The organism is Fuscovulum ytuae, from assembly GCF_029953595.1.
Classification (GTDB): Bacteria; Pseudomonadota; Alphaproteobacteria; order Rhodobacterales; family Rhodobacteraceae; genus Paragemmobacter; species Paragemmobacter ytuae.
Genome location: NZ_CP124535.1, coordinates 1,703,506 through 1,728,395 on the forward strand (window position 1 = coordinate 1,703,506; position 24,890 = coordinate 1,728,395).

Below are 24,890 nucleotides of genomic sequence, written 5' to 3' on the forward strand. Positions count from 1 at the left end.
GGAGGAGGTGCAAGGTCAGTCGGTCTTCTTCAGAAGGCCGAGGATCTGATTGCGGGCCACGAAGAGGATGCCGCTCAGATAGGCCAGTGACAGGGCAAGGAGCGTGACCCATGGATAGGTCAGAAGGGCGGCGATGATGGCGGCAAGGCCCACGAGGATATAGCGCGCGTCTTCGGCGTAAAAGGTAACACGCTTGAGCGACGGGGTGCGGATGCGGCTGATCATCAGCGCGCCCATCGCCACCATCCAAAGGGCAACGGCAAGCGGGGGAAGCCGTACCTCGCCCGGAAAGCAGAAGGCAAGGTAGATGGGGGCCAGCACCAGCATCGCCCCCGCGGGAGAGGGCACGCCGATGAAAGAGGTGCGTTCCGCCGGTTCTTCGCCATCGCCGCGCTTGTTGCCGACGTTGAAGCGGGCAAGGCGGAGCATGCAGCAGATGGCGTAGACAAGGACGGCAATCCAGCCAAGCGACGCCTCGCCCTTGAGCGCCCAGAGATAGAGGACGATGGCCGGGGTGACGCCGAAATTGACGAAATCGCCAAGGCTGTCGAGTTCGGCGCCGATCGCGCTTTCGGATTTGAGCATGCGGGCGAGGCGGCCATCCAGCGCGTCCAGCGCGGCGGCAAGGCCGATCAGGGCGACGGCGGTGGCGATACGCCCGTCGATTGCGAAACGGATCGCTGTCAAACCCGCGCAGAGGCCGAGGATGGAGACGAGGTTGGGCAGCAATTGCAGGATATGCAACTTGCGGCGGGGGCGGTGCGTCTCGTCCTGTGGCATGGTCATTCCATCCGGGCGATGCGTTGGGGGCTGTCTTGGCCGATCGTGGCGATGACGGTTTCGCCAGCGATGCAGGTCTGGCCAAGGGCCACTTGCGGTTCGACCCCATCCGGCAGGTAGATATCGAGGCGTGAGCCGAAGCGGATCAGGCCAAAGCGTTCGCCGGTGCGCAGATCCTGCCCCTTTACGGCAAAGCAGAGGATGCGGCGGGCGACGAGGCCCGCGATCTGCACCACGGCGATGGAGCGGCCATCGGCCATGTCGATGCGGATGGAGTTGCGTTCATTGTCGACCGAGGCCTTGTCGAGCGAGGCGTTCAGGAATTTGCCGGGGCGATAGGCGATTTCCGACACGCGGCCCGCGATGGGGGCGCGGTTCACGTGGCAGTTGAAGACCGACATGAAGACCGAGACGCGCATCAGCGCCTCGGGTCCCATCCCCAGTTCCGGCGGCGGAACCGCGCGTTCGATGAGAGAGACAACACCATCGGCAGGGCTGACCATGAGGCCCGCATTCGTGGGGACGGCGCGTTTGGGATCGCGGAAGAAGTAATAGCACCAGATGGTTAGGCCAACGCCCACCCAACCGAGGGGATCCCATATCCAAAACAGGACCAAGGTCACGGCGGCGAAAGCCGCGACGAAGCGGATGCCTTCGCGGTGCATCGGCTTGATAAAGGTTTCCAGCATGGTCATGGGCATTCTCCGGCTTTGTTGCCGTCTACCCTTGTCGGGGGGCCGAGGCAACAATGCCTTGGGTCATGTCCTGCAAAACGGCGGTGCGGGCAGGCCCGACCGCCGCTGCCAGAAGTGTTAACGAATGGTTAACCATCCGTCGCGCCGCAGGGTCAGGCGGGGATGACCATCCCCTTCCCTTTGGCGAGTTCGCGCATGCGACCCTGAAGCTTTTCGAAGGCCCGCACCTCGATCTGGCGGATGCGTTCGCGGCTGACGCCATAGCTTTCGGACAGTTCTTCCAGCGTCACCGGCACATCGGCAAGGCGGCGCTGCATGAGGATGTCCTTCTCGCGGTCGTTCAGCACGGCCATGGCCTGCACCAGAAGGGCGCGACGGGCGTCCAGCTCATCGCGTTCCTCATAGGCGCCGGCCTGATCGCTGTCTTCGTCTTCCAGCCAGTCCTGCCATTGGGTCGCGCCTTCACCATCCGACCCGACCGTCGCATTCAGCGAGGCGTCAGAGCCAGAGAGGCGGCGGTTCATATCGATGACCTCTTCCTCGGTCACCGAAAGGTCTTTGGCGATCTGGGCCACGTTTTCGGGGCGCAGGTCGCCTTCTTCCAGCGCGCCGACCTTGGCCTTGGCCTTGCGCAGGTTGAAGAAGAGTTTCTTCTGCGCCGAGGTGGTGCCGAGTTTTACCAGGCTCCATGACCTAAGGATATATTCCTGGATCGAGGCGCGAATCCACCACATGGCATAGGTCGCAAGGCGGAAGCCCTTTTCGGGATCGAACCGCTTCACGGCCTGCATCAGGCCGACATTCGCCTCAGAGATCACCTCGGCCTGCGGGAGGCCGTAGCCGCGATAGCCCATCGCGATTTTCGCGGCGAGGCGCAGGTGCGAGGTCACCAGTTGATGCGCGGCCCCGGCATCCTGATGATCGACCCAACGCTTGGCCAGCATGTATTCCTGTTCCGGTTCCAACAGCGGGAACTTGCGGATTTCTTGAAGATAGCGGTTCAGCCCCTGTTCCGGGCTGGGTGCGGGAAGGTTTTGGTAGGTGCTCATCTCGTGCCCCCTGTTCACCCCCGGGTCTTGCCTTGAAGCCCCCGGGGATTGGAAAAATTAGGAAGTGCGTCCTGCAAGATCAAGGCCGCCTTCCCTATAACGATACATGGGAAAGGTTCCGTTAGCGTTAAAGCCACGGTTGCGTGCGGTCACGCACATGTCAGGGATTGTTTCAAGAGATCAGCGCGCGGATCGCAGGGCGGCGGTAAGGCTGGCCATGTCCGGCGGCAGGGGGCTTTCGAATTCCAACGCCTCTCCGGTGACGGGGTGGATGAAGCCAAGGGTCGCGGCATGGAGCGCCTGACGGGGGAAGGCGTTGCCCATATCGGCGGCTTGCGCGCCGATGGCTTTCGGCGACAGACGGCGGCGGCCACCATAGGTTTGATCGCCCAAAAGGCCGTGGCCCGCATGGGCCATGTGGACACGGATCTGATGGGTGCGCCCGGTTTCCAGCCAGCAATCGATCAGGGCTGCGGCATCGCCACCGAAGGTTTCGACGACCCGCGCGCGGGTCACGGCATGGCGGCCCGCGCCATCCCAGACCACGGCCTGACGCTGGCGGTCGGTCTTGTGGCGGGCAAGGCCCGTGGCGATGCGGACGATGCCGCCCGCTTCGAAACTGACGCCGCGGGTGCCGCGCAGGCGCGGATCGGCGGCATCGGGCACGCCATGGACAAGGGCGATGTAGTGGCGGGTAACGCTATGATCTTCAAACTGTTTTGCAAGGCCATGATGGGCGCGATCGGATTTCGCGACGACCAGAAGGCCGGTTGTATCCTTGTCGATGCGATGCACGATGCCGGGGCGTTTTTCGCCCCCGATACCCGACAGCGTGTCGCCGCAATGATGCAAAAGCGCGTTGACCAGCGTGCCGGAGGGAGAGCCGGGCGCGGGGTGGACGACCATCCCCGCGGGCTTGTCGATCACGATCAGATCGGCGTCTTCGTAAAGGATCGTCAGGGGAATGGCTTCGGGCTTTGCGTCATAATCCTCGGCCGGGGCGAGGATCAGGGTGTATTCCTGCCCCTCTTGCACCTTTGCCTTGGGATCGGTGACGGGGGTGCCGTCAAACAGCACGTCGCCTTCGGCGATCATCTTCATGAGGCGCGAGCGGGAAAGGGATGCTTCCTCTGGCACCTCGCGCGCCAGCGCCTTATCAAGGCGGTCAGGCGGGTTTTCCCCGATGGTGACGGTCAGGGTGGCGGCGCCCTCTTCGGAAAGGTCTTGCATGGACGACACTCCTGACACGGGCGGATTGCCGCCCAGCCTGATGTTCCTGAAATGGCTGGTCATCGTGTTGATGGTGACCATGATCGGGGGTGTCATAACCATCGTTGCGCTGCTTGTCACCCGTATGCCGGAGGGTGGGGCGGTGGTGGTGCCGGAGGCGGTGGTGTTGCCGGAGGGCGAAGTGGCGGCGGCGGTGACGGTGGCGCGGGAGAGGCTGCTGGTGGTCACAGAAAGCCAACGTTTGTTGGTGTTTGACCGTGCGGGGCGGATGATCCGCGAGGTCGATTTGGGGGAATAAGGCCCGGCAAAGGCTGTGCCCTGTTTTGTGCCGGGTTTTGTGCCGCAATTTGTGGGCACGGAGCGCGCGCTGATCCGCGTTTGACGCAACGGGCGATAGGCTGGGGATATGGGTTTGGGCCAAAGGCGGCAGATCAGCCCCTTGGTGGGTTATGACCCCGGCGTGCCGCATGGCGTGCCGTCTTTTGTGCAGCAAACTGTGGTCACGCAGCGGGCGCAGGGGTGGGATTTCGTTAACGCCCTCGCCCCGCAGAAAAACCGCGACAGGCGACGGAAATCGACCCTTGGATGGCGGCTTCGGGCATGACCTTGCGTCACGGCAAGGTCCAGCATGAGGGTCACAGGATGGGGAAGATGACATGATCGGCGATCTGGGCGCGCGGGATGCGACGGCAGTGGCGGAACTGGTGGCGGCACGCGAGGTGACGGCGGAGGAGCTGCTCGATGCGGCGCTGGCGGCGGTGGAGGCGCGCAACCCTGCGATCAATGCGGTTGTCCTGATGCAAGAGGAGGTGGCGCGGCGGGCCATCGCGGCGGGGCTGCCGGATGGGCCGTTCAAGGGCGTGCCGTTCCTGTTAAAGGATCTGGGCTGCGAGGCGGTGGATTTTCCATCGCATAACGGGTCGCGGCTTTTGGCGAACACGCGCTATGACCGGGATTCGTCGATCTATGCGCGCATCCGGGCGACGGGGGTGGTGACCTTTGGCCGGACGACCAGCCCGGAGGGCGGGATCGGGGCAGCGACGGAGGCGGCGGTCTATGGCGGGCCGACGCGGAACCCTTGGAATACGGACCATACCTCGGGCGGGTCATCGGGGGGCGCGGGGGCGGCGGTGGCGGCGGGCATCGTGGCCATGGCGCATGGATCGGACGGCGGTGGGTCAGTGCGCATCCCGGCGGCAAGCTGCGGGCTGTTTGGCTTCAAACCGACGCGGGCGCGGCTGCCGGATGGGCCTTATGTGGGCGAAGGCTGGGCCGGGATGGCGATTGACGGGTTCCTGACGCGGTCGGTTCGGGATACGGCGGTGATGCTGGATGCCTGTGCGGGGCCGGACCTTGGGGCGCCTTATATGGCCCCTGCCCTGACGCGCAGCCATGCCGATGCGATCAGCCGCCCGCCACGGCGGCTGCGCGTGATGATCTGCGACACGACCTTTACGGGGGCAGCGATCCATCCCGAGGTGAAGGCGGCGATGCATCAGGCGGGGCGTCTTTTGGAAAGCCTTGGTCATCATGTGGAACCGGGGCGGCCCAATGCGGATGTGCCGATGATGATGCGGGCATGGACGGATATCGTGGGCGTGGGCACGGCGCTTTCGGTGCGCAAGGCATTGCGGGGGCGCGATCCGGCGGCGTTGGTGGAGGGCGTGTCGCGCGGGGCGATGGCCCATGCAGAGACCCTGCATCCGACGCGCTATCTGGAGGCGGTGGGGGAAATCCATGCCTTCGGGCGGCAGATGGCGGCAGTTTTCGAGGGCGGGCCGGATGTGATCCTGTCGGCCTGTCTGGCCGAACCGCCTGCCAAGGTGGGGCGGTTCGCCCATGATACCGAGGATTACCTTGGCTATCGCATCGGGCCCGGGGGCATTTTCGAATATTCCCCCTTCTGTGCTGTCTTCAACGCAAGCGGGCAGCCTGCGGCGAGCCTTCCGCTTGGCTGGTCATCGGATGACCTGCCCGTCGGTGTGCATTTGGCCATGCGCTTTGGCGCGGATGAAGAGTTGATCGCGCTTTGTGCAGAACTTGAACGGGCGGCCCCATGGGCGGCGATCCGTGCCCCGCTGGCCGGGGGATCACGGCATTAATGCTTGCCAAGCGGGGATTCGGGCGATCAGATATGATCAAAAGACAAGAACCAATGGGGAGCGCCAGAGAGTGACCGAAGCCGTCACCATCGAGGCCCGGAATGCCGTGAAGGCCTTCGGTCAAGGGGATCATGCGGTCCGCGCGCTGGACGATGTTTCGATCCAGATCCGCAAGGGAGAGTTCTTTACCCTGCTGGGTCCTTCGGGATGCGGAAAGACCACGCTGCTGCGTCTGATCGCCGGGTTTGAGATGCCGACATCGGGGGCGATCCTGCTGGATGGGGCGGATATCACCGATCTGCCGCCGAACAAGCGACCCGTGAACACGGTGTTTCAAAGCTATGCCCTGTTTCCGCATCTGACGGTGGCCGAGAATGTGGGCTTTGGCCTGACGATGCAGGGCCGCCCCAAGGCGGACGTGAATGCGCGGGTGGCGGAGATGCTGGCGCTGGTCAAGCTGGAGGCGATGGCCGGGCGCAAGACGAGCCAGCTTTCAGGGGGGCAACAGCAGCGCGTGGCGCTGGCGCGGGCCTTGGCCCCGCAGCCGAAGGTGCTGCTTCTGGATGAACCCCTGAGTGCCCTTGACCTGAAGCTGCGCAAGGAGATGCAGGTCGAATTGAAGCGGTTGCAGACCGAGACGGGGATCACCTTCATCTTCGTGACCCACGATCAGGAAGAGGCGCTGACAATGAGCGACCGGATCGGGGTGATGAGCGCGGGCAAGTTGCAGCAGGTAGGCAGCCCGAAGGAGATTTACACCCGCCCGGTGAACCGTTTCGTGGCGAGTTTCATCGGCGAGACGAACTTCCTGCAAGCGACGGTGGTTCCGGGGGGGGTGAAGCTGCCCTCGGGTGATCTGGTCGAGGTGGCGACGGAAGCGACAGGCGCGGTCACCCTGACCGTGCGGCCTGAACAGGTGCGGATCGGCCCTGCGGGCGAGGCCGGGGCGATTGCAGCGCGGGTGAAGTTCCTTGTCTATTTCGGGACGGATACGCATTGCCATCTGGCGCTGGCGGACGGGACCGAGGTCGTGGCGCGGGTGCAAAGCCCGGCCAGCGGCGAGGCGGGCATTGTGGAGGGGACGGATGTCGGCATCCGGTTCGCCCCCGGTGCGGCGCAGGTTCTGGAGGATTGAGGGGATGAGCGCCGCAGAGGAACGGCTGGCGCGTCAATCGACCCGGAACGGGTGGCTCTTGTCGGCGCCGGCCTTGGTCATCCTGATGCTGGCGGCGATTGGGCCTTTGGCCATCGTGGTGATCTATTCCTTTCTGACCCCCGGCCAGCATGGCAATGTGGTCTGGGAGTTTTCCACCAATGGCTGGGTGGGCATCCTGTGGTCGCAGGACATCTTTACCGGCGAATGGGTGCTGGCGGATGCGCATCTGACGATCTTCTGGCGGTCGCTGTCGCTTTCGCTGCTGACCACGGTTTTCACCTTTGTCGTGGGCTTTCCGACGGCGTGGTTCATCGCGACGCGGCCCGTGAAGGAGCGGGCGCTGTGGCTGTTTCTGATCACCATTCCCTTCTGGACCAACCTTCTGATCCGCACCTATGCGATCAACGAGGTGTTGCGGAAGGAAGGGTTGATGAACACGGTCCTGATGGGTGTGGGCCTCACCGATACGCCGATCGAGGTGCTTTATACGCAGACCGCGATCTTCATCGGGATGACCTATGTCTATCTGCCGCTGATGGTGCTGCCCTTGTTTGCGGCGATTGACCGGTTCGACATGCGGTTGCTGGAGGCGGGGTATGATCTTTACGCCAGCCGCTGGCAGGTATTGCGGCGGGTGATCCTGCCCATCGTGAAGCCGGGGATCGTGGCGGGGTCCATTCTGGTCTTTGTGCCGTCGCTGGGCGCCTATGTGACGCCGCGCGTTCTGGGCGGGGGCAAGCAGATGATGATCGGGAATTTCATCGAGTTGCAGTTCCTGCAAGGGAAGAACTGGCCGCTTGGCGCGGCGCTGTCGATGCTTTTGTTGATCATCGTGATGGCGGCGCTGCTGGTTTACGTGCGCTATGCCAACAAGGGGTCTTCGCATGGCTGAGCGGGGGTTCCATGTGGCCCGCCTGCCGGGTTTTGCCACAACGGCGATTATCGTCTTCGTGGCGCTTTATCTGCCGATCTTCACGCTGGTGGCCTATTCCTTCAATGCGAGCACGTCGCTGGCCGTGTGGGGCGGGTTTTCGCTGGATTGGTATGCGCGGGCTTGGGACAATCAGCAGGTGAAGGACGCCACCTTGCGGTCGCTGATCATCGCGTCCTTTGCGGCTGTCATCTCGACCACGGTAGCGACGATGGCGGCCTTGGGGACGACGCGGCGGCGGGCGTTCAAGGGGCAGACCTTCATCTATGTGGCGATCAACCAGCCCTTGATGGTGCCCGAGATCGTGACGGCGGTGGCGCTGATGATCGTCTTCGGGCTGGTCAAGGTCTGGCTGACATCCATCGGGCTGGGGCGGCTGACGACGGGGTTGGGTTATCTGATCCTTGCCCATTCGGCCTTTTGCATCCCCTTTGCCTATCTGCCGATCCGGGCGCGGCTGGAGGGGATGGACCTGACGCTGGAAACCGCGGCGGCCGATCTTTATGCGAGCCCGTGGCAGACCTTTCGGCGGGTGACGCTGCCCTTGCTGGCACCCGGCATGATCGCGGGGGCGATGCTGGCCTTCGTCATCAGCCTTGATGATGTGGTGATCACCGAATTCGTGAAATCCGGCGGGCAGGACACGCTGCCCACCTATATGCTGGGCCAGATGCGGCGCCAGCTGACGCCCGAGATCAACGCCGTTTCGACCATGCTGCTGGTGCTGACGGTGCTGCTGCTGACCGCGTTCTTCCTTTTGACGCGCAAGAAAACCTGAAAAACCAACCGGGAGACCAAAGATGAAAAGACTGATCACCGCGACCGCCCTTTTGATGGCGACAACGGGCCTCGCCTCGGCGGAAGGCGTGCTGCAACTGTATAACTGGGGCAACTATACGAGCCCCGAATTGCTGGAGAAGTTCAAGGCCGAGACCGGCATCACGGTGACCGTCACCGATTACGACAGCAATGACGTGGCGCTGGCCAAGATCGAGGCGGGCGGGCATGGCTTTGACCTTGTGGTGCCGTCGGCGAACTATGTGCAGATCTTCACCGACAAGGGGCTGACCCAGCCGCTGGATCTGGCGCGGTTGCCGAACCATGGCAATATCGCGCCGGAATGGCGGGATGTGGTCTGGGATCCGGGTCGGATGAATTCGATCCCGTGGCAATGGGGCACGGTGGGCGTGGCGGTGGATACCGCCATCTATGGCGGCGACATCAACACCAGCGCCGTCTGGCTGGAAGTGCCGGATGAGTTGAAGGGCAAGATCAACGTCGTGCCCGAGATGACCGATATCGTGACACTGGCCACGATGTATTACGGCGGCGAGCCGTGCAGCGAAGACCTTGAGGTCCTGAAAAAGGTGCGCGACGGCCTGCTGGCGGCGAAACCGAACTGGATCGCGATGGATTACGGCGCGACGGAGAAGATGTCGAACAAGGATTGGGCGGCCTCGGTCAACTGGAATGGATCGACGATGCGCATCCGCCAGAACCTGCCGACCGTGGCCTATGGCTATCCGCGCGAAGGCTATACCCTTTGGATGGACAGCGTGATGCTGCTGAAGGATGCGCAGAACGTGGATGAGGCCTATGCCTTCATGGACTTTATCCTGAAGCCGGAGAATGCGGCGCTGATTTCGAACTTCGCGCGCTATGCCAATGGGGTGACGGGATCGGAAGCCTTTATGGATGCCGAGATGGCCACGGCGCCGGAAGTGGTGATCCCCGAAGAGCATAAGGCGGCGGGCGTCTTCATGCCGGTGTGCAGCGAGAAGTCGCGGGAATACATGACCGCGATCTGGACCGAGCTGCAGAAGTGATCTTGCGGAGTGTTGGGGGGGGGCGGGGCCCCCCCCCCCGGGGGGGGGGGGTTAGGTCACGGGCGCGGGCCTTCGCCCGCGCCCGTTCCCGATGGGGGCCCGGCCCCCAAACCCCCGGAGTATTTAAGCCAAGATGAAGATGGATGATCTTTGTTCGCTCTCGGCCAGCACCCTGTCGCGCCTGATCGCGGCGCGGGAGGTGAAGCCATCGGAGGTGATGGAAGCGACGCTGGCGCGGGTGGCCACTGTGAACGGGGCAGTGAATGCCATCGTGTCGATGCCGGATGCGGATGCGGATGCGCTGATGGATCAGGCACGGGCGGCGGATGGGGCCGCGCCTGTGGGTTGGCTGCATGGGATACCCATGGCGGTGAAGGATCTGGTGGCCGTCAAGGGGATGCGCACCACATGGGGGTCGCCGATCTATGCCGATCATGTGCCGGTGGCGGATGATCTTTTGGCCGCGCGGTTGCGGGCGGCGGGGGCCATCTTTATCGGCAAGACCAACACGCCGGAATGGGGGCATGGCAGCCATAGTTTCAACCCGGTGCATGGGGTGACGCGCAACCCCTTTGACCTGTCGCGGACGGCGGGGGGATCGTCGGGGGGGGCGGCGGCGGCGCTGGCCTGCCGCATGGTCGCCGTTGCGGATGGGTCGGACATGATGGGGTCGCTGCGCAACCCGGCGGCCTTTTGCAATGTCTATGGGTTTCGGCCGAGTTACGGGTTGGTGCCTGCGGATGCCGTCGGGGACACCTTCCTTGCCACCATGGCGACCGAAGGGCCGATGGCGCGGACGGTGGAGGATGTGGCGCGGCTATTGGAGGTGCAGGCGGGGCCGAACCCGGAGGTGCCTTTCGGGCGGGAGAAAGAGCCATTCGGGGACCGACTGGCGATGGAGATGACGGGCAAGCGCATCGGATGGCTGGGCGATTGGGGCGGGGCCTATCCGTTCGAGCCGGGCATCTTGGACCTTTGCACCGAGGCCTTGGGGGTGTTCGAGGCGATGGGGGCGGTGGTGGAGCCTGTGGCCACGCCCTTTCCGGCGGAAAAGCTGTGGTTTGCTTGGACGACGATCCGGGCCATGTTGAACGCAGGCGACAAGCAAGGCCTGGCGGCGGACCCGGTGAAGCGGGCCATGATCAAGCCGGAAAGTCTGTGGGAAATCGAGCAGGGCAGCCGCGTGACGGCGGCGGAGTTCCATGCGGCAAGCGTGATCCGGTCGCGGTGGTATGCGCGGGTGGCAAAGCTGTTTGCGGAATATGACGCGCTGGTGATGCCTTCGGCGCAGGTCTGGCCCTTTCCGGTGGAGTGGCGCTGGCCGCAGGCGATCGGGGATCGGGCGATGGATACCTATCATCGCTGGATGGAGGTGGTCATCCCGGTGAGCCTTGCGGGGTTGCCTGCGTTGAATGTGCCGGTGGGGTTCGGGGCGCAGGGCCTGCCGATGGGGATGCAGATCTTCGGGCCTTGTGGGGCGGATGCGCGGGTGCTGGCCATGGGGCAGCAGTATCATCTGGCGACCGATTGGCCGGGGCGGCGGGTGCCTGTCTTATAGGTCGTAGCGGGCGAGTTCGGTATAGACGCTGCCCCGTTTCGTGAGGCGCGACTCGTAGAGGGCGAAGTGGTCCACCGCCCATTCGGGGGTGGTAAAGGTGCTGCCTGCGGCTATGGCGCGTTCGAGGCGGAAGCTTTCCTCAGGCCCCGGCGGGGCAAAGCGGCCCAGCGTGACATGGGGGGTGAAGCGGCGGCTTTCGGTGTCGATCCCCGCACTGCGGGCGGCGTGGTCGAGTTTGGCTTGCAGCCGGGTCAGGGGTTCGGAGGGGGCAACGCCTGCCCAAGCCGCGCGGGGTTTTGCGCCGCCGAATAGGCCAAGGGATTTCAAGGCAAGGGGGAAGGGGGGGAGGCGAACCTCGCTGAACCGTTCATGTGCCGCTTGAAGGACGGGTTCGGGCTGTTCGCCAAGGAAGACGAGGGTGAGATGGAAGGTTTCGGGATCGGTTTTCTGCGGCAGGGGCAGCAGGAATTGCTGCACGCGCAGGGCGGAGAGCACGGTGTCCGGCAGGGGAAGGGCGAGGAAGGCGCGGATCATCTGCGGGCGAGATGGGCGAGGCGGTCGCGGATTTCGGGGCGGATCGGGCCTTCGCGCGGGGGATCGAGGAGGGTGGTGAGCATCTGGGGGTCCGGGTCTGGGCGGGTGCCGCCGTTCCATGACAGGGCGCGGAGGACGGCTTGGCCAGTGTCGGGCAGGTGGTCGGGGATTTCCAGCCCCGCCAGTGTGGCCCAAAGCGCCGTCCAGCAGCGGCCCACGGACCACGGATTATAGCCACCGCCACCCAGCAGGAGAAGGCGGGGCGCGAGGGGGCGGATTTCGACCAACGCCTCGATATAAGCACGGTTGGAGAGGGCGAGGCGGGAGAGCGGATCCTCAAGCAAGCTGTCGGCCCCGGCTTGCAGGATGATCGCCTGCGGCGCATGGGCGGCAAGGCGGGGCAGGATCAGGCCGTGCAGGATGGCGCGCGCCTCGGTGTCGTTATAGCCGCGCGGGACGGGCAGGTTGAAGGCGTTGCCGCCTGCATCATCGGTGAGCGCCCCGGTGAAGGGCCAACGGTTTTCTTCATGCACCGAGATCATCAGAAGGTCGGGATCGCCTGCGAAGGCGGGTTCCACCCCATCGGGGTGATGGGCGTCGAGATCGACATAGGCGAGGCGGGTGAGGCCTGCGCGACGGAGGGCCATGAGCGCAAGCACGGGGTCGTTGAGGTAGCAAAAGCCATTGGCGCGGTCGGGCAGGCCGTGATGGGTGCCGCCGCCCGGCACATGGATCGCGCCCGTTGCGTGGGAGGCAAGGAGTTCGGCCGCCAGCATCACGGCCCCCGCCCCGGTGGCGGGGCGGCGAAACATCTCGGGGAAGATGGGGTTCGAGGGGGTGCCAAGGTGGTGGCGCGCGCGGGTGTCGGCATCGACGATGCCGGTTTCCTCGGCCCGTTGAAGGGCGGCGATGTAATCTGCCGTGTGATAGGCCGTCAGCGCCGCAGGTTTGGCGCGCGGGCTTTGGCGAAAGCTTTTGGCGGGCAGCCAGCCCAAGGCAGAAGCAAGGTCCATCACGGTGGAGACGCGCGGCACGCGCAGGGGGTGATGACGGCCATAGGACGAGCCGCGATAGATGGAGGAGCCGAAGAAAAGCGGCCCCGAAAGGGGCAGCAGCGCCGCGTCCCTTGGGGCGGGGATCACGGCAACAGCGCTTCGATCCGGTCGGTGACGGGCTGGGCGGTGGGGCGCATCACGCTGCCCCATGTGGCGACCACATCGCCTTCGCCGTCGAGCAGGACCTTGTTGAAGTTCCAACCGGGGGTGAAGCCTTCGGTTTCCGCCAGCCATTTGTAGAAGGGATGCGCCGCATCGCCGGTCACGGGGGTGATATCCGTCATCGGGATGGTGAGGTCGAAGTTCACGGCGCAGAATTCCTTGACCTCGGCCGCAGAGCCGAGTTCCTGCCGGAAATCATCCGAAGGCACGGCCAGCACCACAAGGCCGCGGTCGGCATAGCTGTCATGCAGCGCCTGAAGATCGTCGAACTGGCTGGCAAAACCGCAAAGCGAGGCGGTGTTCACCACAAGGACGGGTTTGCCCCGGAAGCTATCCAGATCGATCGTCCCGCCATCGATGGAGGGAAAGCTGAACCCCGCCAGCGCCGCAACGGGCAGGAAGGCGGCGGCAGACGCAAGAAGGGGCAGAAGGGCGCGGCGCATTGAGGGCACTTTCGGCATCGGGACGGGCGGTATTGTAACCACATGTACGGGGTGAAATAAGGCAGTGCGGGCTTGGGTCAAATCAACATTTCCACGCCATCTTTTGGCAAGCAATCCCTTGCCGAAAGGCAACGCCCCATGACGATACACACAATTTTCTGTGTTTTTCTTGGTCTTTGCCTGAAAGAGATGCCATATTGGACGTAGAGCAGGTTACCCGGACAAGAACCGGATCGAACGATCGGGCGGGAGTATGAAAGGCAGCGGAAACAGCCGTAAATTCGGCATTGGCGAGGATGGGCCGCGCAGCCAGTATGGCGCGCTGTGCTGGCGCATGCATCGCGGCCGGGTGGAGGTTTTGCTGATCACCAGCCGCGATACCGGGCGTTGGGTCATCCCCAAGGGCTGGCCCATGGATGACAAAAGCCCGGATGAGGCCGCGCGTCAGGAAGCCTGGGAAGAGGCGGGCGTGACCGGGGAAAGCGCCGATACGCCGCTTGGGCTTTATTCCTATGACAAGGCGCGCAAGGCAAAAGAGGCGCTGCCCTGCGTCGTTGCCGTCTATCCGTTGAAGGTGGCGCGGCTGGCAGCGCGGTTTCCGGAACGGGCGGAACGTCGGCGGCGCTGGTTCAGCGCGGAAGAGGCGGCGCGTCTTGTGGCGGAACCGGAACTCAGGGCCATGCTGGCGCAGCTTGCCCTTGACCCGACCCCATTGCATCCGGGCGAAAACCGGTCTTGACTGCGCCGCCGTGGCGCATAGGTCGCCCGAATGACAGACTGCCTTCTGACAACGAAAGATGACGACCCCGCCCTTTCCGCCCGCCGGTGACCCAAGATGATCCGTTTCAACCTGACCTGCGAAAAGGACCATGTCTTTGACAGCTGGTTTGCGTCAGGCGCGGCCTATGATGCGCTGAAGGCTGCCGGGCATGTCGCCTGCCCGGTTTGCGGATCGACGGCGGTGGAAAAGGCCCTGATGGCCCCTGCTGTGGCTGTTTCGCGAAAGGAAGAGGCGCCGCTGCGGGGGGCGGACACGCCGGTGGAACAGGCGATTGCCGCGCTGAAGAAGCAGATCGAGGAAAATTCCGAATATGTCGGGATGAACTTCGCCGCCGAGGCGCGGCGCATCCATCAGGGGGATGCGCCGGAACGGGCGATCCATGGCGAAACCCGACTGGAAGAGGCGAAAAAGCTGATGGAGGAGGGGGTGCCGGTTGCCCCCCTGCCCTTCCTGCCTGCGCGCAAAACAAATTAGGATTGGCCCGCGGACCTGCCCCGGTTTGTTAACCGTTTTCCCCCGAAAGACCGGACGGTTGCCTCCTGACGGCCATATTCGGCGACAACATTCAAGGCGTGCGAGTGACGGAGCCTTGTGATGGACCTGTGTGAAAAGATGGATGCGGCGCTGGATCTGGCCGAGCGCGTTTTCCTGACCACCGATCTTGCCTGTTTTGCAGAGGGCACGCGGATCGAGACGGCACAGGGTCTCATGGCGGTGGAAGACCTGCGTCCCGGCATGCTGATCGAAACGATGGATCGCGGGCTGCAACCCTTGCGGCGCGTGCTGGCGAAACCGGTTTCGGGCATGGGCGCGCTGGCCCCGGTGGTGATCGAGGCGGGCGTCCTTGGCAATGCGCGGGCGTTGCGTCTTTCACCGCACCATCGGATGGTGATTTCGGGCTGGCGGGCGGAACTTCTGACGGGTGAGGTCGAAATTCTGGCGGCGGCGCGCGATCTTGTGGATGGTGAGCGTGTGCGTATCGAAGCGGTGGCGGCGGTGACCTATTTTCACCTGCTGTTCGACCGGCACGAGATCATCTTTGCCGAAGGGGCGGCGACAGAAAGCTATCACCCTTTTGCCGATGATGCGGCGACCCTCTCACCCGAGACGATGGCCGAGATCGAGTTGCTGTTTCCCGATCTCGACATTGGCTTCTGGGAAGGCACGCTGCTGGGTGGCACCGTGCGCCCCTGCGCCGCGCCCGAGGTGGGCGCGCTGCTGCTGGGCTAGGATCAGATCTGCTTTTCGGGCATCTGCACGCGCAGGCCGTCCAGCGCATCGCTGACCTTGAGCTGGCAGGTCAGACGCGACCGGACCGGATCGGGGTTCCAGGCGAAGTCGAGCATGTCTTCTTCCATGCTGTCCTTCTTGGGCAGGCGATCGACCCAGGCCGGATCGACATAGACATGGCAGGTGGAACAGGCGCAGGCGCCGCCGCAATCAGCCTCGATCCCCGGGATGCCGTTGTCGCGTGCGCCTTCCATCACGGTCAGGCCGGTCGCGACCTCGACCACATGTTCTTTGCCGCTGTGTTCCACATAGGTGATCTTTGCCATTCAAACCCTGCCAGTTTCGCCAGACGCACATTTCCTGACGCCCAGATAGGCGATTCCGGGCGGGTTGGCCAGTGGGGTCGGCAGTGCCCATCGTTAAGGTGAACACGCGCGCTGTTGCATTTTCTGTCGAAGAATACCCTCGGGGGGTGAGGTTCGCCGCGCCGAAAGGGGCAGACACCCCCCCTGCGACGGCGGGGCTGGCAGCCTTGCCTTCAGGGGCAGGATGTTCTACTTTTGTTCCCATGTCGCTTTCCGCCCCCCCTTCCCTGACCGACGCCTCTGCCCTGCCCGCGGGGAAATGGCTGGCGCGGGATCGGCGGCCCGGCAGCTGGCCGCGCCCGCCTGCGGCGCTGGTTGCGGCGCGGTTGGACGAACCGCCGGTTGGTGCGCGGGTCTGCGTGGCGGGGCTGGTCTTGGTGCGGCAAAGGCCGGGCACCGCCAAGGGGGTGATCTTCGTCACGCTGGAGGATGAGACGGGCACCTGCAATGTGGTGGTCTGGGCCAAGGTCTATGAACGTTTCCGCCGTGCGGTGATCGCGGGGCGGATGTTGCGGGTGACAGGCCGGGTGCAGCGCGAGGCGGGCGTTGTGCATGTGGTGGCCGAAGGGATTGAGGATCTTTCGCCGATGCTGGATCAGCTTTTGCGCCCGGATTTCCGGCATGACGGGGTGCGGGCAGCGGATCAGCCCTGAGGGCGGGCGCTGCGGTCTTTCGGGACCGGCCATTTGCCGCTATGGTGCCACGCCGTGATCCGGGCGAACCGGACAGAATGCAGAGCAGGCAGCGAGGATAGATGAAACGGTCGGTAAAGGTGCTATGCCTTTCGGTGGCGCTCGTGGCGGGCTGTCAGGCCGGGGGTGTGCCGAAGGCGCCGGGGCAGCTTGATCTGGCGGCCGAGGTGGTGCGGCTAGATCGGCCGGGGCCACCCACGCGGCCAGAAGGGGCCTGTTGGGAAAAGGACGTGACCCCCGCCGTGATCGAGACGGTGACGGAACAGGTGCTGGTCACCGAGGAGGAGCGGGATGCAGCGGGTCAGGTGGTGAAACCAGCCACCTATCGCACAGACACCCGCGCGCGGATGGTGCAGGACCGCGAAGAGGTATGGTTCCGCGCGCCCTGCCCTGCCGATTATACGCTGGATTTCGTGGCAAGCCTGCAACGCGCATTGAAGGCGCGGGGCTATTACCTGCTGCCCCTGACCGGGGCGCTGGATGCCCCCACCCGCGATGCGGTGCGACGGTTTCAAGCGGATCGGGGGCTGGACAGCCCGCTTCTGTCGCTTGCGGCGGCGCGCGACCTTGGGCTTTTGCCCACCGCGCTGGACGAGCTTTGATGGAAAAGGGGCGGCGGGTGATCCCGCCGCCCCTTTCCGTTCACCCGTAAGACGGGATCACTGTTCTGCCGTCTCTTCTATCGACAGCGCGACAAAGCGCGGGTCGCCCGCACGGCGCACCAGAAGAAGCAGCGACTTGCGCCCTGCTTCGCGCGCCTCGGTCACGCGGTCTTCCAGATCTTGCAGCCGCGCGACGGGCTGCTGGCCTGCCTCGGTGATCACGTCGCCTTCGCGCAGACCTTTTCCATAAGCCTCGGACGCCGCGTCGACGGCGGTGACGGCAAGGCCTTCGGTGCCTTCGGGCAGGCCCAGTTGCTGGGCGATCTCAGCCGTGACCGGGGCCAGCGTCAGGCCCAGAAGTTCAAGGTTCTGGGGTTCAGCAGGCTTTTCGGCGGCAGCGGGGATGGCCTCTTCGGCCTCGGCCTCTTCGCGGCGGCCAAGGGTGACGGACAGGGTCGTCGATTTCCCATCGCGCAGCACGATCACCGGGACGGCAGAGCCGACCGGGCTGTCGGCCACCTGACGGGTCAGGTCGCGGGAGGAGGCAATGTCGGTGCCGTCGAAGGTGGTGATGACATCACCCGCCTGCATGCCCGCCTCGCGCGCCGGGCCTTCGGGCACGTCGGTGACAAGGGCACCTGCGGCTTCGGGCAGGCCCATCGCTTCGGCCACATCGGCGGTCACGTCCTGAATGCGGACGCCCAGCCAGCCACGGCGGGTTTCCCCGAATTCGCGCAACTGATCGACCACCTTGGTCACGACGTTGGAGGCCATCGAAAAGCCGATGCCGATGGAGCCACCATTGGGCGACAGGATCGCCGTATTCACGCCGATGACCTGACCATCCATGTTGAAGAGCGGGCCGCCCGAATTGCCCCGGTTAATGGCGGCGTCGGTTTGCAGATAGTCGTCATAGGTGCCCGACAATTCGCGCCCACGGGCGGAGACGATGCCCGCCGAGACGGAAAAGCCCTGACCCAGCGGGTTGCCCATGGCCATGACCCAATCGCCCACGCGCATCAGATCGGAATTGCCAAATTGCACGAAGGGCAGCGGTTTGTCCGAGGCGACTTTCAGAAGGGCGATATCGGTCTTGGGGTCCTTGCCCACGATTTCGGCCTTGAGCCTTTCGCCCGAGAAGAATTCGATCTCCACCTCATCCGCGCCTTCGATGACGTGGTTGTTGGTGACGATATAGCCATCTTCTGAGATGACGAAGCCCGATCCCAGCGCCTCGGACCGGCGGGGTTCGCGGGGGCCGCCGGGGCCGCCATCGGGATTCATGAAATCACGGAAGAAATCCTCGAAGGGCGATCCTTCGGGGACCATCGGGCCGCCATCCGCCGGGGCGGCGACCATGGCCGAGGTGGTGATGTTCACGACCGAGGGGCTGATCTGTTCTGCGAGATCAGCAAAGCTTTCTGGCGCGCCACGCGCGGAGACATCAAGCGCCGATCCCAGCGCAAGCGACATGCCCAGCGCAAGCGCAAGGAAAACGCGGGGAACAGCACGCGGAGCCGCCGAAATGCGGGCGGCGGGGGACTGGATTGAGGGATGCACTCCGAACTCCTTTCGTTTCACGGTGCCGCGCGGGCCACGGAAGGGGCCGGGCGGCGGAGCACGTTTCTGATCATCAATTAGGCACAGGAAAACGCAATGCAAACCGGGTCGCGCTGTCTCAAGAGCATGTGATCCTGCGGGGGGAAATGTTTCAAGCGCAATTCCGGCGTGAGGTCAGGCAAGGAGGTGAAAGGCCAGCGCGACAAGGCCCGTGCCAAGGGCCATGGCCAGAAGGCCGATCAGGCGCGCGCGGTCTGGTGGCAGGGAGGCGAGGAACTCCAGCACCGCCCGAATGCGCGAAGGGGCCAGCGCAAGCGCCAGCCCCTCGATCACAAGCACAAGGCCAAGGCCCAGAAGCAGCCAGATCATGGCGCCGGAACGGCGACGCCCGGCCCGGAGTCAGAGCGGAGGTAATCGAAGAATTCGCTGTCCGGCTGCATGACGATGGAGGAATTGCCCGGTTGCAGCGCCCGTTCATAGGATGTGAGCGAGCGTGTGAAGGCGAAGAATTCCGGATCGCGACCGAAAGCTTCGGCATAGATGCCGTTGCGTTCGGCATCTGCCTCGCCTCGGATGACATCGGCCTGACGGCGCGCGTCGGAGGTGAGTTCGACCACCGTCCGGTCGGCGGCGGCGCGGACGCGCTGCGCCGCTTCGCCACCGCGGGCGATTTCATCCGCAGCCTCGCGTTCCCGTTCGGCCCGCATCCGGGCGAAGGTCGCCTCGAGGTTCTGGTCGGGCAGGTCGGTGCGGGTGAGGCGCACGTCGATCACCTCGATCCCCAGGTTGGAAGCCTGGGCGCGGGCGATGTCGCGGATCTGGTTCATCAGTGCGGTGCGGTCTTCCGACAGGACGCGGTTCGAGTTGACCGAACCCAGAACCTGCTGGATCGCCGGGTTGATGATGCCTTCCAGACGCCGCAGCGCCTGCAATTCGCCGCCCACACCCACGGCCTCGCGGAATTCCACGAGATCGGTGATGCGCCAGCGGGCGAAGGCATCAACGACAAGGCGGCGGTCGTCCAGCATGGTGACTTCGACCGGGGTCGTGGGCAGGCCGAGGATGCGGCCGTCATAGCGCACCACTTCCTGAATGAGCGGGATCTTGAAGCCCAGACCGGGGTCTTCCTTCACCTGCTTGACCTGACCGAATTGCAGCACCAGTGCCTTTTCGCGTTCATCGACGATGAAGAGCGAAGACAGGACGGCCGCGCCGAGGATGGCTGCGATGGGAAGAAGGATCGCGCTTTTCATCAGTTGCTCGCTCCCGTCGCGGCGGCACCTTGGGCGGGGGCCATGCGGTTGAGTTCATTGAGCGGAAGGAAGGGCACGACGCCCTGACTGCCGCCTTCACCGTCGGCCACCCCGTCAAGGATAACCTTGTTCATGCCGCCAAAGACTTTTTCCATGGTTTCCAGATACATGCGGCGGCGGGTGACATCCGGCGCCTTCACATATTCTTCGTAGACCGACAGGAAGCGAGATGCTTCACCCTGTGCCACGTTGACGACCTGCGCGCGGTAGGCTTCGGCCTCTTCCAGCAGGCGGGCGGCTTCACCCCGTGCGCCGGCGGTGACGCGGTTGGCATAGGCATCCGCCTCGTTCTGGAGGCGTTCGCGTTCCTGCTGGGCGGCCTGCACCTCGCGGAAGGCGTCGATCACCTCGCGCGGCGGCGCGGCCCGCTGCAGGTTGACGCGGATCACGTTGATCCCGGCGTTATAGCTGTCGAGCGTGCCCTGAACCGCGGTTTGAAGATCGGAGGCGATGACGCCCCGGTCACGGTTGAGGATGGGCGAAAGTTCCGACCGGGCGATGATGTCGCGCATGGCCGATTCCGAAACGGCGCGGATCGTGTCATCGGGATCGGCAAGGTTGAAGAGGAAGGCCGCCGGATCGGAGACGTTCCAAACCACCTGAAAGCCGATATCGACGATGTTCTGGTCGCGCGTCAGCATCAGGCCATCGCCTATGCCGCCATCGCCCACGGCACCGATTTCGGTGGTGCGTTCGCCTGTCACCGACACGATCTCGGCCGAAATGATGGGCCAAGGCGCGAAGTTCAGACCCGGATTGCCGACGGCGGAAAATTCGCCGAGGAAGAGTTCGACAGAGCGTTCTTCCGGGCGGACCGTGTAGAAGGACATGAAGGCCCAGAGACCCACGGCTGCCAGCGCACCCAGCATGATACCCTGCTTGGTGATCATCGGGCCGCCGGGATCACGCCCGCCGCCGCCGCCGCCGCCATTGAAACCGCCGCGATTCTTGCCGCCCATGAGGACGCGCAGCTGTTCCTGCCCCTTTTTCATGATCTCGTCGATCTCGGGGATCTGCGGGCCGCCTTCGCCCGGCCTGCGGTTGCCGTTGCGGCGATCATCGCCGCCCCGCCCGCCATTGTTCCGGTCGTCATCGCCGGGGCCGCCACCGCCGCCCCACGGACCTCCGCTTCCTGCCATTGATCGTACCCTTTTTCTTTCTGTCCGGCTTTAACTGTGCATGCGCGCGCCAAATTCAAGCGTAGAGGCTTGCGCGACTATGTCCTTCGACTGGGCTTTCGCATCGTGACCAGTTCCTCGGAGAGCGTGGGATGGACGGCGACGGTGCGGTCGAAATCTTCTTTTGTGGCCCCCATGCGGATCGCGATGGCGGCGAGTTGAATGAATTCCCCAGCGTCAGGCGCGACGATGTGGCAGCCCAGAACCTTACGCGTGGCTTGGCTGACGATGAGTTTCATCAACACCCGATCCTGCCGTCCTGCGAAAAGCGTGCGCATGGGGCGAAAGGCGGCAGAGTAAACCTCGATCGGTTCGAGGTCGCGCGCGGCCTCTTCCGACAGGCCGACGCTGCCGAGTTCGGGCTGGGTGAAGATGGCGGAGGGGATCAGGTCGTGGTCGAACTTTGTCGGCACGCCCCGGAAAACGGTATCGGCGAAGGCATGGCCTTCCCGGATGGCGACGGGGGTGAGGTTGACACGGTCTGTCACGTCGCCCACGGCGTAGATCGACGGGACAGCGGTTTGCGACCATTCATCCACGATGATCTGGCCGTTGCGGCCAAATTTCACGCCGAGGTCTTCAAGGCCGAGGCATGTGGAATTGGGCCTGCGACCCGTGGCGTAAAGGACGAGGTCGAATTCCCGTTCGCTGCCATCGGTGGCGACGGCGCGGATGCCGGTTGCGGTCTTTTCCAGCCGCAGCACATCGGTGCCGCAATGGATGGCGATGCCGCGCGCCTGCATGGCATTGGCGACATGGCCACGGGATTCATCGTCAAAGCCCCGCAGGATCTGCGCGCCGCGGTAATATTGCGCGACCTCGACCCCCAGCCCATGCAGGATGCAGGCGAATTCCGACGCGATATAGCCGCCGCCCACCACCAGCGCCCGCTTGGGCAGGCTGTCGAGGTGGAAGATGTCGTTGGAGGTGATGGCCAGTTCCTTGCCCGGGATATCCGGGACAAAGGGCCAGCCGCCTGTCGCGATCAAGATGTGTTTGGTGGTGATCGTATCGCCCGTGGCAAGGCGGACGGTATGGGGGTCAATGACGGTGGCGCGGGTGTCGTGGATGGTGACGCCTGCGTTCAAAAGGGTGGAGCGATAGGCGTTTTCAAGGCGGTCCAGTTCTGCCTCAAGCGAGGTGCGGAAGCGCGGCCAATCGAAGCCTTCGGATTTCACCCGCCAGCCATAGGCATTCGCGTCTTCCACCATTTCGGGGAAGGCGGAGGCGAAGACCATCAGTTTCTTGGGCACGCAGCCCCGGATGACGCAGGTGCCGCCCATGCGGCTTTCTTCGGCCAGCATGACGCGGGCACCGCCTTCGGCAGCGGCAATGCGGGCGGCACGCACGCCGCCCGAGCCGCCGCCAATGACGAAAAGATCGGTGTCGAAACTCATTCCATATCCGCGAAGATGTTGTCGGAGGGGACGAATTCGACGAAATCCTCGCCCTCGGTGCCTTGATTGATGTCGCGCACGGTGACGCGGCCATCGCCATGGCCGATCACCACGATATCGCAGATGTCGATGAAAAGGCCGTTTTCCACCACGCCGGGGATCTGGTTCAGCACGAGCGCCAATTGGCGCGGGTTGCCGATGCGCTTGAGGTGCAGGTCGATGATGTAATTCGCCTCATCCGTCACAAGCGGGCGATCGCCGTTCATGCGCAGCGTGCAATCGCGGTTGAGAACGTCAAGCGAGACCAGCGTTTCTTCGATCAGGGCCTTGGTCGTTTGCCAGCCGAAGGGAATCACCTCCACCGGCAGGGGGAAGGCCCCCAGCTGGCTGACCTCTTTCGCGGCATCGGCGATGACGATCATCTGGTCCGAGGCGGTGGCGACGATCTTTTCCTGCAAGAGCGCCGCGCCACCGCCCTTGATAAGGGCGAGTTGGGGGTCGAATTCATCCGCGCCGTCGATGGTGAGGTCGAGCCATTTGGCATCATCAAGCGAGGTGACGGGAATGCCGAGCGAGGCGGCGAGTTCGGCGGTGCGGGTGGAGGTGGGCACGCCCACCACACGCAGGCCCTCTTCGCGGATGCGTTCGGCAAGGCAGCGCACCATCCATGCAGCCGTCGATCCGGTGCCGAGGCCCAGCTTCATGCCATCCTCGACGAATTCTGTGGCACGCTTTGCGGCCACGAATTTCGCCTTGTCGATAGGGGACAGCTCTGCGGGCATGGGGCAACTCCTTCACGGCTTGCCCTTGCTTATAGGCAAAGCGGACGGGGCGCGTAAGGGCGAATTGCCGCCCCCGGCCCCGCGAAAGGATCAATCCGTGGGGGGCGCGGTGGGAAGGGCGCGGGTGATTTCGGCGAGGCTGGCCTGCCCGTCGGCATCGGTGTCAAAGGCGGCGACGGCGCGCAAAAGCGCCTCATCGAGCGGGCGGGAGGCGCGGGCGACCGCTGCCTCGGCATGGGTGGCGAGTTCGGCGGGGGACAGGGCACCATCGGCATCGGTATCGGCGGCGGCAAGGTCGCGCATCAGGCGGGCGCGGGCCGGGGGCGAAAGGACCGCCGCGCGGGCGGTGATTTCGGGCGTGGTCAGGGTGCCATTGGCATCAAGGTCGGATTCGTGGAACGGCCGAAGGGCGCGGGTGCGGAAAAAGGCACGATCCAACGCGATGGCGGTTTCGATGGCATCAGGGGTGATGGCCCCGCCCCTGCCATGGCCATGGATCAGGTCGGCGGCCAGATCGGCAAAGCGATCGGGGCGGGCAAGGATGACCTCGGCCACATCGGGGGAAAGGGTGGCGGGCAACGGGGCCACCTGCTGCGCGACGGCTGGCAGCGGAAGAAGGGACAGGAGGAAAAGGGCGCGCATGACGACTCCGTTCTAGAGGTTCACGGGGCGCAGGATGGGCCCTCCGGGTTAACGGTCGGTGAAAATCGCTGGGGTGCCGTGCGGAATATGGTTTCGAGATGTCGCTTTCCGCAGCATGTGCGACTATGCCCCGGCGCATTGTGGCGCGGCGTTCAGGGGAGTGGCGGATGTACAGGCTGTTTGGCGTTCAGGATTTCGCGAATCTGGCGGTGCATGTGGCGCTGGAAGAGGCGGGCGTGCCTTATGAGGCGGTCTTTCTGGATGCGGATAAGGGTGAACTGAGATCGACAGACCATCTGGCGCGGCAGCCGATGGGCCTTGTGCCTGCGCTGGAAACGCCGGAGGGGCCGGTTTTTGAAACCGGGGCCTGTCTGCTTTACTTGGGCGAACGGCATGGGCTGGCCCCCGCCCCCGGCGCGGCGGAGCGGGGGGCGTTCCTGTCATGGTTCGTCTTCGTCAATAACGGGCTGCATACGGCGGTGATGGACCTGATCCACCCCTATCGGGTGAGCGAGGACCATGCCCGCATCGTGGCCGAGGCCGCGCGGGCGCGGCTTTTGGAGCGGATGGCGGCGCTGGAGGCGGTTGCGCAAACGCGCCCAAGCTGGCTGTCGGCGGATCGGCCCGGCGTTCTGGGGATTTACATTTCCATGCTGTTGCGATGGATGCAGGCCTTTCCGTGGGCCGGCGATCTTGCCATTTCCGCACAGGACTTTCCCGCGCTGCTGGCCATAGCGCAGGCTTGCGAGGCACGGCCCGCGGCGCAGCGCGCAGGCGCGGCGAATGGCTTGAGCGGGCCTTTCTTCAGCGATCCGGAGGTCTGAACC

General features: G+C 64.5%; 28 protein-coding genes. 13 read left to right on the forward strand and 15 right to left on the reverse strand.

Annotation, left to right across the window (positions count from 1 at the left end; genetic code table 11):
- Positions 1-15: 15 nt before the first annotated feature.
- The 4 genes from pssA to QF092_RS08180 all read right to left on the reverse strand — a co-directional run bounded on the left by pssA (position 16) and on the right by QF092_RS08180 (position 3,754).
- Positions 16-786, reverse strand: a complete 771-nt coding sequence (gene pssA, locus QF092_RS08165) for a CDP-diacylglycerol--serine O-phosphatidyltransferase (RefSeq protein WP_281469268.1) — start codon at positions 784-786, stop codon at positions 16-18.
- The gene (locus tag QF092_RS08170; protein WP_420026514.1) at positions 783-1,526 is read right to left on the reverse strand and encodes a phosphatidylserine decarboxylase; all 744 of its coding nucleotides are present in this window, start codon (positions 1,524-1,526) and stop codon (positions 783-785) included. Before QF092_RS08170 ends, pssA begins: the two co-directional genes overlap by 4 nt.
- 101 nt (positions 1,527-1,627) lie before the next feature.
- The gene (gene rpoH / locus QF092_RS08175; RefSeq protein ID WP_281469272.1) at positions 1,628-2,524 is read right to left on the reverse strand and encodes an RNA polymerase sigma factor RpoH; all 897 of its coding nucleotides are present in this window, start codon (positions 2,522-2,524) and stop codon (positions 1,628-1,630) included.
- Between the two features lie 180 nt (positions 2,525-2,704).
- On the reverse strand, positions 2,705-3,754 hold the full coding sequence (locus QF092_RS08180; protein WP_281469274.1) for an RluA family pseudouridine synthase: 1,050 nt from the start codon (positions 3,752-3,754) through the stop codon (positions 2,705-2,707).
- Here QF092_RS08180 and QF092_RS08185 point away from each other — a divergent pair.
- The 7 genes from QF092_RS08185 (at position 3,753) to QF092_RS08215 (ending at position 11,327) form a co-directional block, all read left to right on the forward strand.
- Positions 3,753-4,052 (forward strand): DUF6476 family protein, encoded by a 300-nt coding sequence (locus tag QF092_RS08185; protein WP_281469276.1) that lies wholly within the window; start codon positions 3,753-3,755, stop codon positions 4,050-4,052. The genes QF092_RS08180 and QF092_RS08185 overlap by 2 nt on opposite strands.
- Positions 4,053-4,410: 358 nt before the next feature.
- The gene (locus QF092_RS08190) at positions 4,411-5,856 is read left to right on the forward strand and encodes an amidase (RefSeq protein WP_281469278.1); all 1,446 of its coding nucleotides are present in this window, start codon (positions 4,411-4,413) and stop codon (positions 5,854-5,856) included.
- 70 nt (positions 5,857-5,926) lie between these two features.
- Positions 5,927-6,991 carry an ABC transporter ATP-binding protein gene (locus tag QF092_RS08195; protein WP_281469280.1) on the forward strand — a complete coding sequence of 355 codons (1,065 nt, stop codon included), beginning with the start codon at positions 5,927-5,929 and terminating at the stop codon, positions 6,989-6,991.
- A 4-nt stretch (positions 6,992-6,995) separates the two neighbouring features.
- A complete protein-coding gene (locus tag QF092_RS08200; protein ID WP_281469283.1) occupies positions 6,996-7,904 on the forward strand; it encodes an ABC transporter permease in 909 nt (302 codons plus the stop codon).
- On the forward strand, positions 7,897-8,721 hold the full coding sequence (locus QF092_RS08205) for an ABC transporter permease (protein ID WP_281469285.1): 825 nt from the start codon (positions 7,897-7,899) through the stop codon (positions 8,719-8,721). Before QF092_RS08200 ends, QF092_RS08205 begins: the two co-directional genes overlap by 8 nt.
- A gap of 22 nt (positions 8,722-8,743) precedes the next feature.
- Positions 8,744-9,769: an extracellular solute-binding protein gene (locus QF092_RS08210; protein ID WP_281469287.1), complete on the forward strand. Its 1,026-nt coding sequence runs from the start codon at positions 8,744-8,746 to the stop codon at positions 9,767-9,769.
- 139 nt (positions 9,770-9,908) lie between these two features.
- A complete protein-coding gene (locus QF092_RS08215; protein ID WP_281469289.1) occupies positions 9,909-11,327 on the forward strand; it encodes an amidase in 1,419 nt (472 codons plus the stop codon).
- Here the strand turns inward: QF092_RS08215 and thpR are convergent.
- Genes thpR through QF092_RS08230 form a run of 3 tightly spaced genes read right to left on the reverse strand, consistent with a single transcriptional unit; the run spans position 11,322 to position 13,521 of the window.
- Positions 11,322-11,861 (reverse strand): RNA 2',3'-cyclic phosphodiesterase, encoded by a 540-nt coding sequence (gene thpR / locus QF092_RS08220; protein ID WP_281469291.1) that lies wholly within the window; start codon positions 11,859-11,861, stop codon positions 11,322-11,324. The two genes, QF092_RS08215 and thpR, sit on opposite strands and share 6 nt — an antisense overlap.
- Positions 11,858-13,003, reverse strand: a complete 1,146-nt coding sequence (locus QF092_RS08225) for an arginase family protein (protein ID WP_281469293.1) — start codon at positions 13,001-13,003, stop codon at positions 11,858-11,860. Before QF092_RS08225 ends, thpR begins: the two co-directional genes overlap by 4 nt.
- Positions 13,000-13,521 carry a glutathione peroxidase gene (locus tag QF092_RS08230; RefSeq protein ID WP_281469295.1) on the reverse strand — a complete coding sequence of 174 codons (522 nt, stop codon included), beginning with the start codon at positions 13,519-13,521 and terminating at the stop codon, positions 13,000-13,002. The genes QF092_RS08225 and QF092_RS08230 overlap by 4 nt, the downstream gene beginning before the upstream one ends.
- A 253-nt stretch (positions 13,522-13,774) precedes the next feature.
- On the opposite strand from QF092_RS08230, the gene QF092_RS08235 reads away from it, so the two are divergent.
- The 3 genes from QF092_RS08235 (at position 13,775) to QF092_RS08245 (ending at position 15,532) form a co-directional block, all read left to right on the forward strand.
- On the forward strand, positions 13,775-14,260 hold the full coding sequence (locus QF092_RS08235) for an NUDIX hydrolase (protein WP_281469297.1): 486 nt from the start codon (positions 13,775-13,777) through the stop codon (positions 14,258-14,260).
- 96 nt (positions 14,261-14,356) lie between these two features.
- A complete protein-coding gene (locus QF092_RS08240) occupies positions 14,357-14,776 on the forward strand; it encodes a DUF1178 family protein (RefSeq protein WP_281469299.1) in 420 nt (139 codons plus the stop codon).
- 120 nt (positions 14,777-14,896) lie between these two features.
- Complete coding sequence (locus tag QF092_RS08245; RefSeq protein WP_281469301.1) at positions 14,897-15,532, forward strand: Hint domain-containing protein; 636 nt, start codon at positions 14,897-14,899, stop codon at positions 15,530-15,532.
- A 2-nt stretch (positions 15,533-15,534) separates the two neighbouring features.
- On the opposite strand, the gene QF092_RS08250 is transcribed toward QF092_RS08245, so the two are convergent.
- Positions 15,535-15,858: a 2Fe-2S iron-sulfur cluster-binding protein gene (locus tag QF092_RS08250; RefSeq protein WP_281469303.1), complete on the reverse strand. Its 324-nt coding sequence runs from the start codon at positions 15,856-15,858 to the stop codon at positions 15,535-15,537.
- A gap of 242 nt (positions 15,859-16,100) precedes the next feature.
- Here QF092_RS08250 and QF092_RS08255 point away from each other — a divergent pair, with 242 nt between their 5' ends.
- Together QF092_RS08255 and QF092_RS08260 are read left to right on the forward strand one after the other, a co-directional pair.
- On the forward strand, positions 16,101-16,550 hold the full coding sequence (locus QF092_RS08255; RefSeq protein WP_281469305.1) for an OB-fold nucleic acid binding domain-containing protein: 450 nt from the start codon (positions 16,101-16,103) through the stop codon (positions 16,548-16,550).
- A 101-nt stretch (positions 16,551-16,651) separates the two neighbouring features.
- Positions 16,652-17,191: a peptidoglycan-binding domain-containing protein gene (locus QF092_RS08260; protein WP_281469307.1), complete on the forward strand. Its 540-nt coding sequence runs from the start codon at positions 16,652-16,654 to the stop codon at positions 17,189-17,191.
- Between the two features lie 57 nt (positions 17,192-17,248).
- Here the strand turns inward: QF092_RS08260 and QF092_RS08265 are convergent, their stop codons facing one another.
- The 7 genes from QF092_RS08265 to QF092_RS08295 all read right to left on the reverse strand — a co-directional run bounded on the left by QF092_RS08265 (position 17,249) and on the right by QF092_RS08295 (position 24,063).
- Positions 17,249-18,664, reverse strand: coding sequence for a DegQ family serine endoprotease (locus tag QF092_RS08265; RefSeq protein ID WP_281469851.1), 1,416 nt, complete (start codon positions 18,662-18,664; stop codon positions 17,249-17,251).
- A gap of 261 nt (positions 18,665-18,925) precedes the next feature.
- A complete protein-coding gene (locus tag QF092_RS08270; RefSeq protein WP_281469309.1) occupies positions 18,926-19,120 on the reverse strand; it encodes a DUF2065 family protein in 195 nt (64 codons plus the stop codon).
- Positions 19,117-20,004, reverse strand: coding sequence for a protease modulator HflC (hflC, locus tag QF092_RS08275; RefSeq protein WP_420026515.1), 888 nt, complete (start codon positions 20,002-20,004; stop codon positions 19,117-19,119). Before hflC ends, QF092_RS08270 begins: the two co-directional genes overlap by 4 nt.
- A complete protein-coding gene (gene hflK / locus QF092_RS08280; protein WP_281469310.1) occupies positions 20,004-21,203 on the reverse strand; it encodes an FtsH protease activity modulator HflK in 1,200 nt (399 codons plus the stop codon). The genes hflC and hflK overlap by 1 nt, the downstream gene beginning before the upstream one ends.
- Positions 21,204-21,280: 77 nt before the next feature.
- Positions 21,281-22,639 (reverse strand): glutathione-disulfide reductase, encoded by a 1,359-nt coding sequence (gor, locus tag QF092_RS08285; RefSeq protein WP_281469312.1) that lies wholly within the window; start codon positions 22,637-22,639, stop codon positions 21,281-21,283.
- Complete coding sequence (gene rpiA / locus QF092_RS08290; RefSeq protein WP_281469314.1) at positions 22,636-23,421, reverse strand: ribose-5-phosphate isomerase RpiA; 786 nt, start codon at positions 23,419-23,421, stop codon at positions 22,636-22,638. Before rpiA ends, gor begins: the two co-directional genes overlap by 4 nt.
- 90 nt (positions 23,422-23,511) lie before the next feature.
- Positions 23,512-24,063, reverse strand: coding sequence for an EF-hand domain-containing protein (locus tag QF092_RS08295; RefSeq protein WP_281469316.1), 552 nt, complete (start codon positions 24,061-24,063; stop codon positions 23,512-23,514).
- 167 nt (positions 24,064-24,230) lie between these two features.
- Here QF092_RS08295 and QF092_RS08300 point away from each other — a divergent pair, with 167 nt between their 5' ends.
- Entirely contained in the window at positions 24,231-24,887 is a 657-nt protein-coding gene (locus QF092_RS08300; protein ID WP_281469318.1) for a glutathione S-transferase family protein, read from the forward strand.
- Positions 24,888-24,890: the final 3 nt, after the last annotated feature.

What these genes read in the sequence shown, in the direction of transcription:
- pssA (WP_281469268.1), bottom strand. Translation starts at nt 786, where the DNA reads ATGACCATGCCACAGGACGAGACGCACCGCCCCCGCCGCAAGTTGCAT.
- rpoH (WP_281469272.1), bottom strand. Translation starts at nt 2,524, where the DNA reads ATGAGCACCTACCAAAACCTTCCCGCACCCAGCCCGGAACAGGGGCTG.
- QF092_RS08185 (WP_281469276.1), top strand. Translation starts at nt 3,753, where the DNA reads ATGGACGACACTCCTGACACGGGCGGATTGCCGCCCAGCCTGATGTTC.
- QF092_RS08180 (WP_281469274.1), bottom strand. Translation starts at nt 3,754, where the DNA reads ATGCAAGACCTTTCCGAAGAGGGCGCCGCCACCCTGACCGTCACCATC.
- QF092_RS08190 (WP_281469278.1), top strand. Translation starts at nt 4,411, where the DNA reads ATGATCGGCGATCTGGGCGCGCGGGATGCGACGGCAGTGGCGGAACTG.
- QF092_RS08200 (WP_281469283.1), top strand. Translation starts at nt 6,996, where the DNA reads ATGAGCGCCGCAGAGGAACGGCTGGCGCGTCAATCGACCCGGAACGGG.
- QF092_RS08205 (WP_281469285.1), top strand. Translation starts at nt 7,897, where the DNA reads ATGGCTGAGCGGGGGTTCCATGTGGCCCGCCTGCCGGGTTTTGCCACA.
- QF092_RS08210 (WP_281469287.1), top strand. Translation starts at nt 8,744, where the DNA reads ATGAAAAGACTGATCACCGCGACCGCCCTTTTGATGGCGACAACGGGC.
- QF092_RS08215 (WP_281469289.1), top strand. Translation starts at nt 9,909, where the DNA reads ATGGATGATCTTTGTTCGCTCTCGGCCAGCACCCTGTCGCGCCTGATC.
- thpR (WP_281469291.1), bottom strand. Translation starts at nt 11,861, where the DNA reads ATGATCCGCGCCTTCCTCGCCCTTCCCCTGCCGGACACCGTGCTCTCC.
- QF092_RS08230 (WP_281469295.1), bottom strand. Translation starts at nt 13,521, where the DNA reads ATGCGCCGCGCCCTTCTGCCCCTTCTTGCGTCTGCCGCCGCCTTCCTG.
- QF092_RS08235 (WP_281469297.1), top strand. Translation starts at nt 13,775, where the DNA reads ATGAAAGGCAGCGGAAACAGCCGTAAATTCGGCATTGGCGAGGATGGG.
- QF092_RS08240 (WP_281469299.1), top strand. Translation starts at nt 14,357, where the DNA reads ATGATCCGTTTCAACCTGACCTGCGAAAAGGACCATGTCTTTGACAGC.
- QF092_RS08245 (WP_281469301.1), top strand. Translation starts at nt 14,897, where the DNA reads ATGGACCTGTGTGAAAAGATGGATGCGGCGCTGGATCTGGCCGAGCGC.
- QF092_RS08250 (WP_281469303.1), bottom strand. Translation starts at nt 15,858, where the DNA reads ATGGCAAAGATCACCTATGTGGAACACAGCGGCAAAGAACATGTGGTC.
- QF092_RS08255 (WP_281469305.1), top strand. Translation starts at nt 16,101, where the DNA reads ATGTCGCTTTCCGCCCCCCCTTCCCTGACCGACGCCTCTGCCCTGCCC.
- QF092_RS08260 (WP_281469307.1), top strand. Translation starts at nt 16,652, where the DNA reads ATGAAACGGTCGGTAAAGGTGCTATGCCTTTCGGTGGCGCTCGTGGCG.
- QF092_RS08265 (WP_281469851.1), bottom strand. Translation starts at nt 18,664, where the DNA reads ATGTCGCTTGCGCTGGGATCGGCGCTTGATGTCTCCGCGCGTGGCGCG.
- QF092_RS08270 (WP_281469309.1), bottom strand. Translation starts at nt 19,120, where the DNA reads ATGATCTGGCTGCTTCTGGGCCTTGGCCTTGTGCTTGTGATCGAGGGG.
- hflC (WP_420026515.1), bottom strand. Translation starts at nt 20,004, where the DNA reads ATGAAAAGCGCGATCCTTCTTCCCATCGCAGCCATCCTCGGCGCGGCC.
- hflK (WP_281469310.1), bottom strand. Translation starts at nt 21,203, where the DNA reads ATGGCAGGAAGCGGAGGTCCGTGGGGCGGCGGTGGCGGCCCCGGCGAT.
- gor (WP_281469312.1), bottom strand. Translation starts at nt 22,639, where the DNA reads ATGAGTTTCGACACCGATCTTTTCGTCATTGGCGGCGGCTCGGGCGGC.
- rpiA (WP_281469314.1), bottom strand. Translation starts at nt 23,421, where the DNA reads ATGCCCGCAGAGCTGTCCCCTATCGACAAGGCGAAATTCGTGGCCGCA.
- QF092_RS08295 (WP_281469316.1), bottom strand. Translation starts at nt 24,063, where the DNA reads ATGCGCGCCCTTTTCCTCCTGTCCCTTCTTCCGCTGCCAGCCGTCGCG.
- QF092_RS08300 (WP_281469318.1), top strand. Translation starts at nt 24,231, where the DNA reads ATGTACAGGCTGTTTGGCGTTCAGGATTTCGCGAATCTGGCGGTGCAT.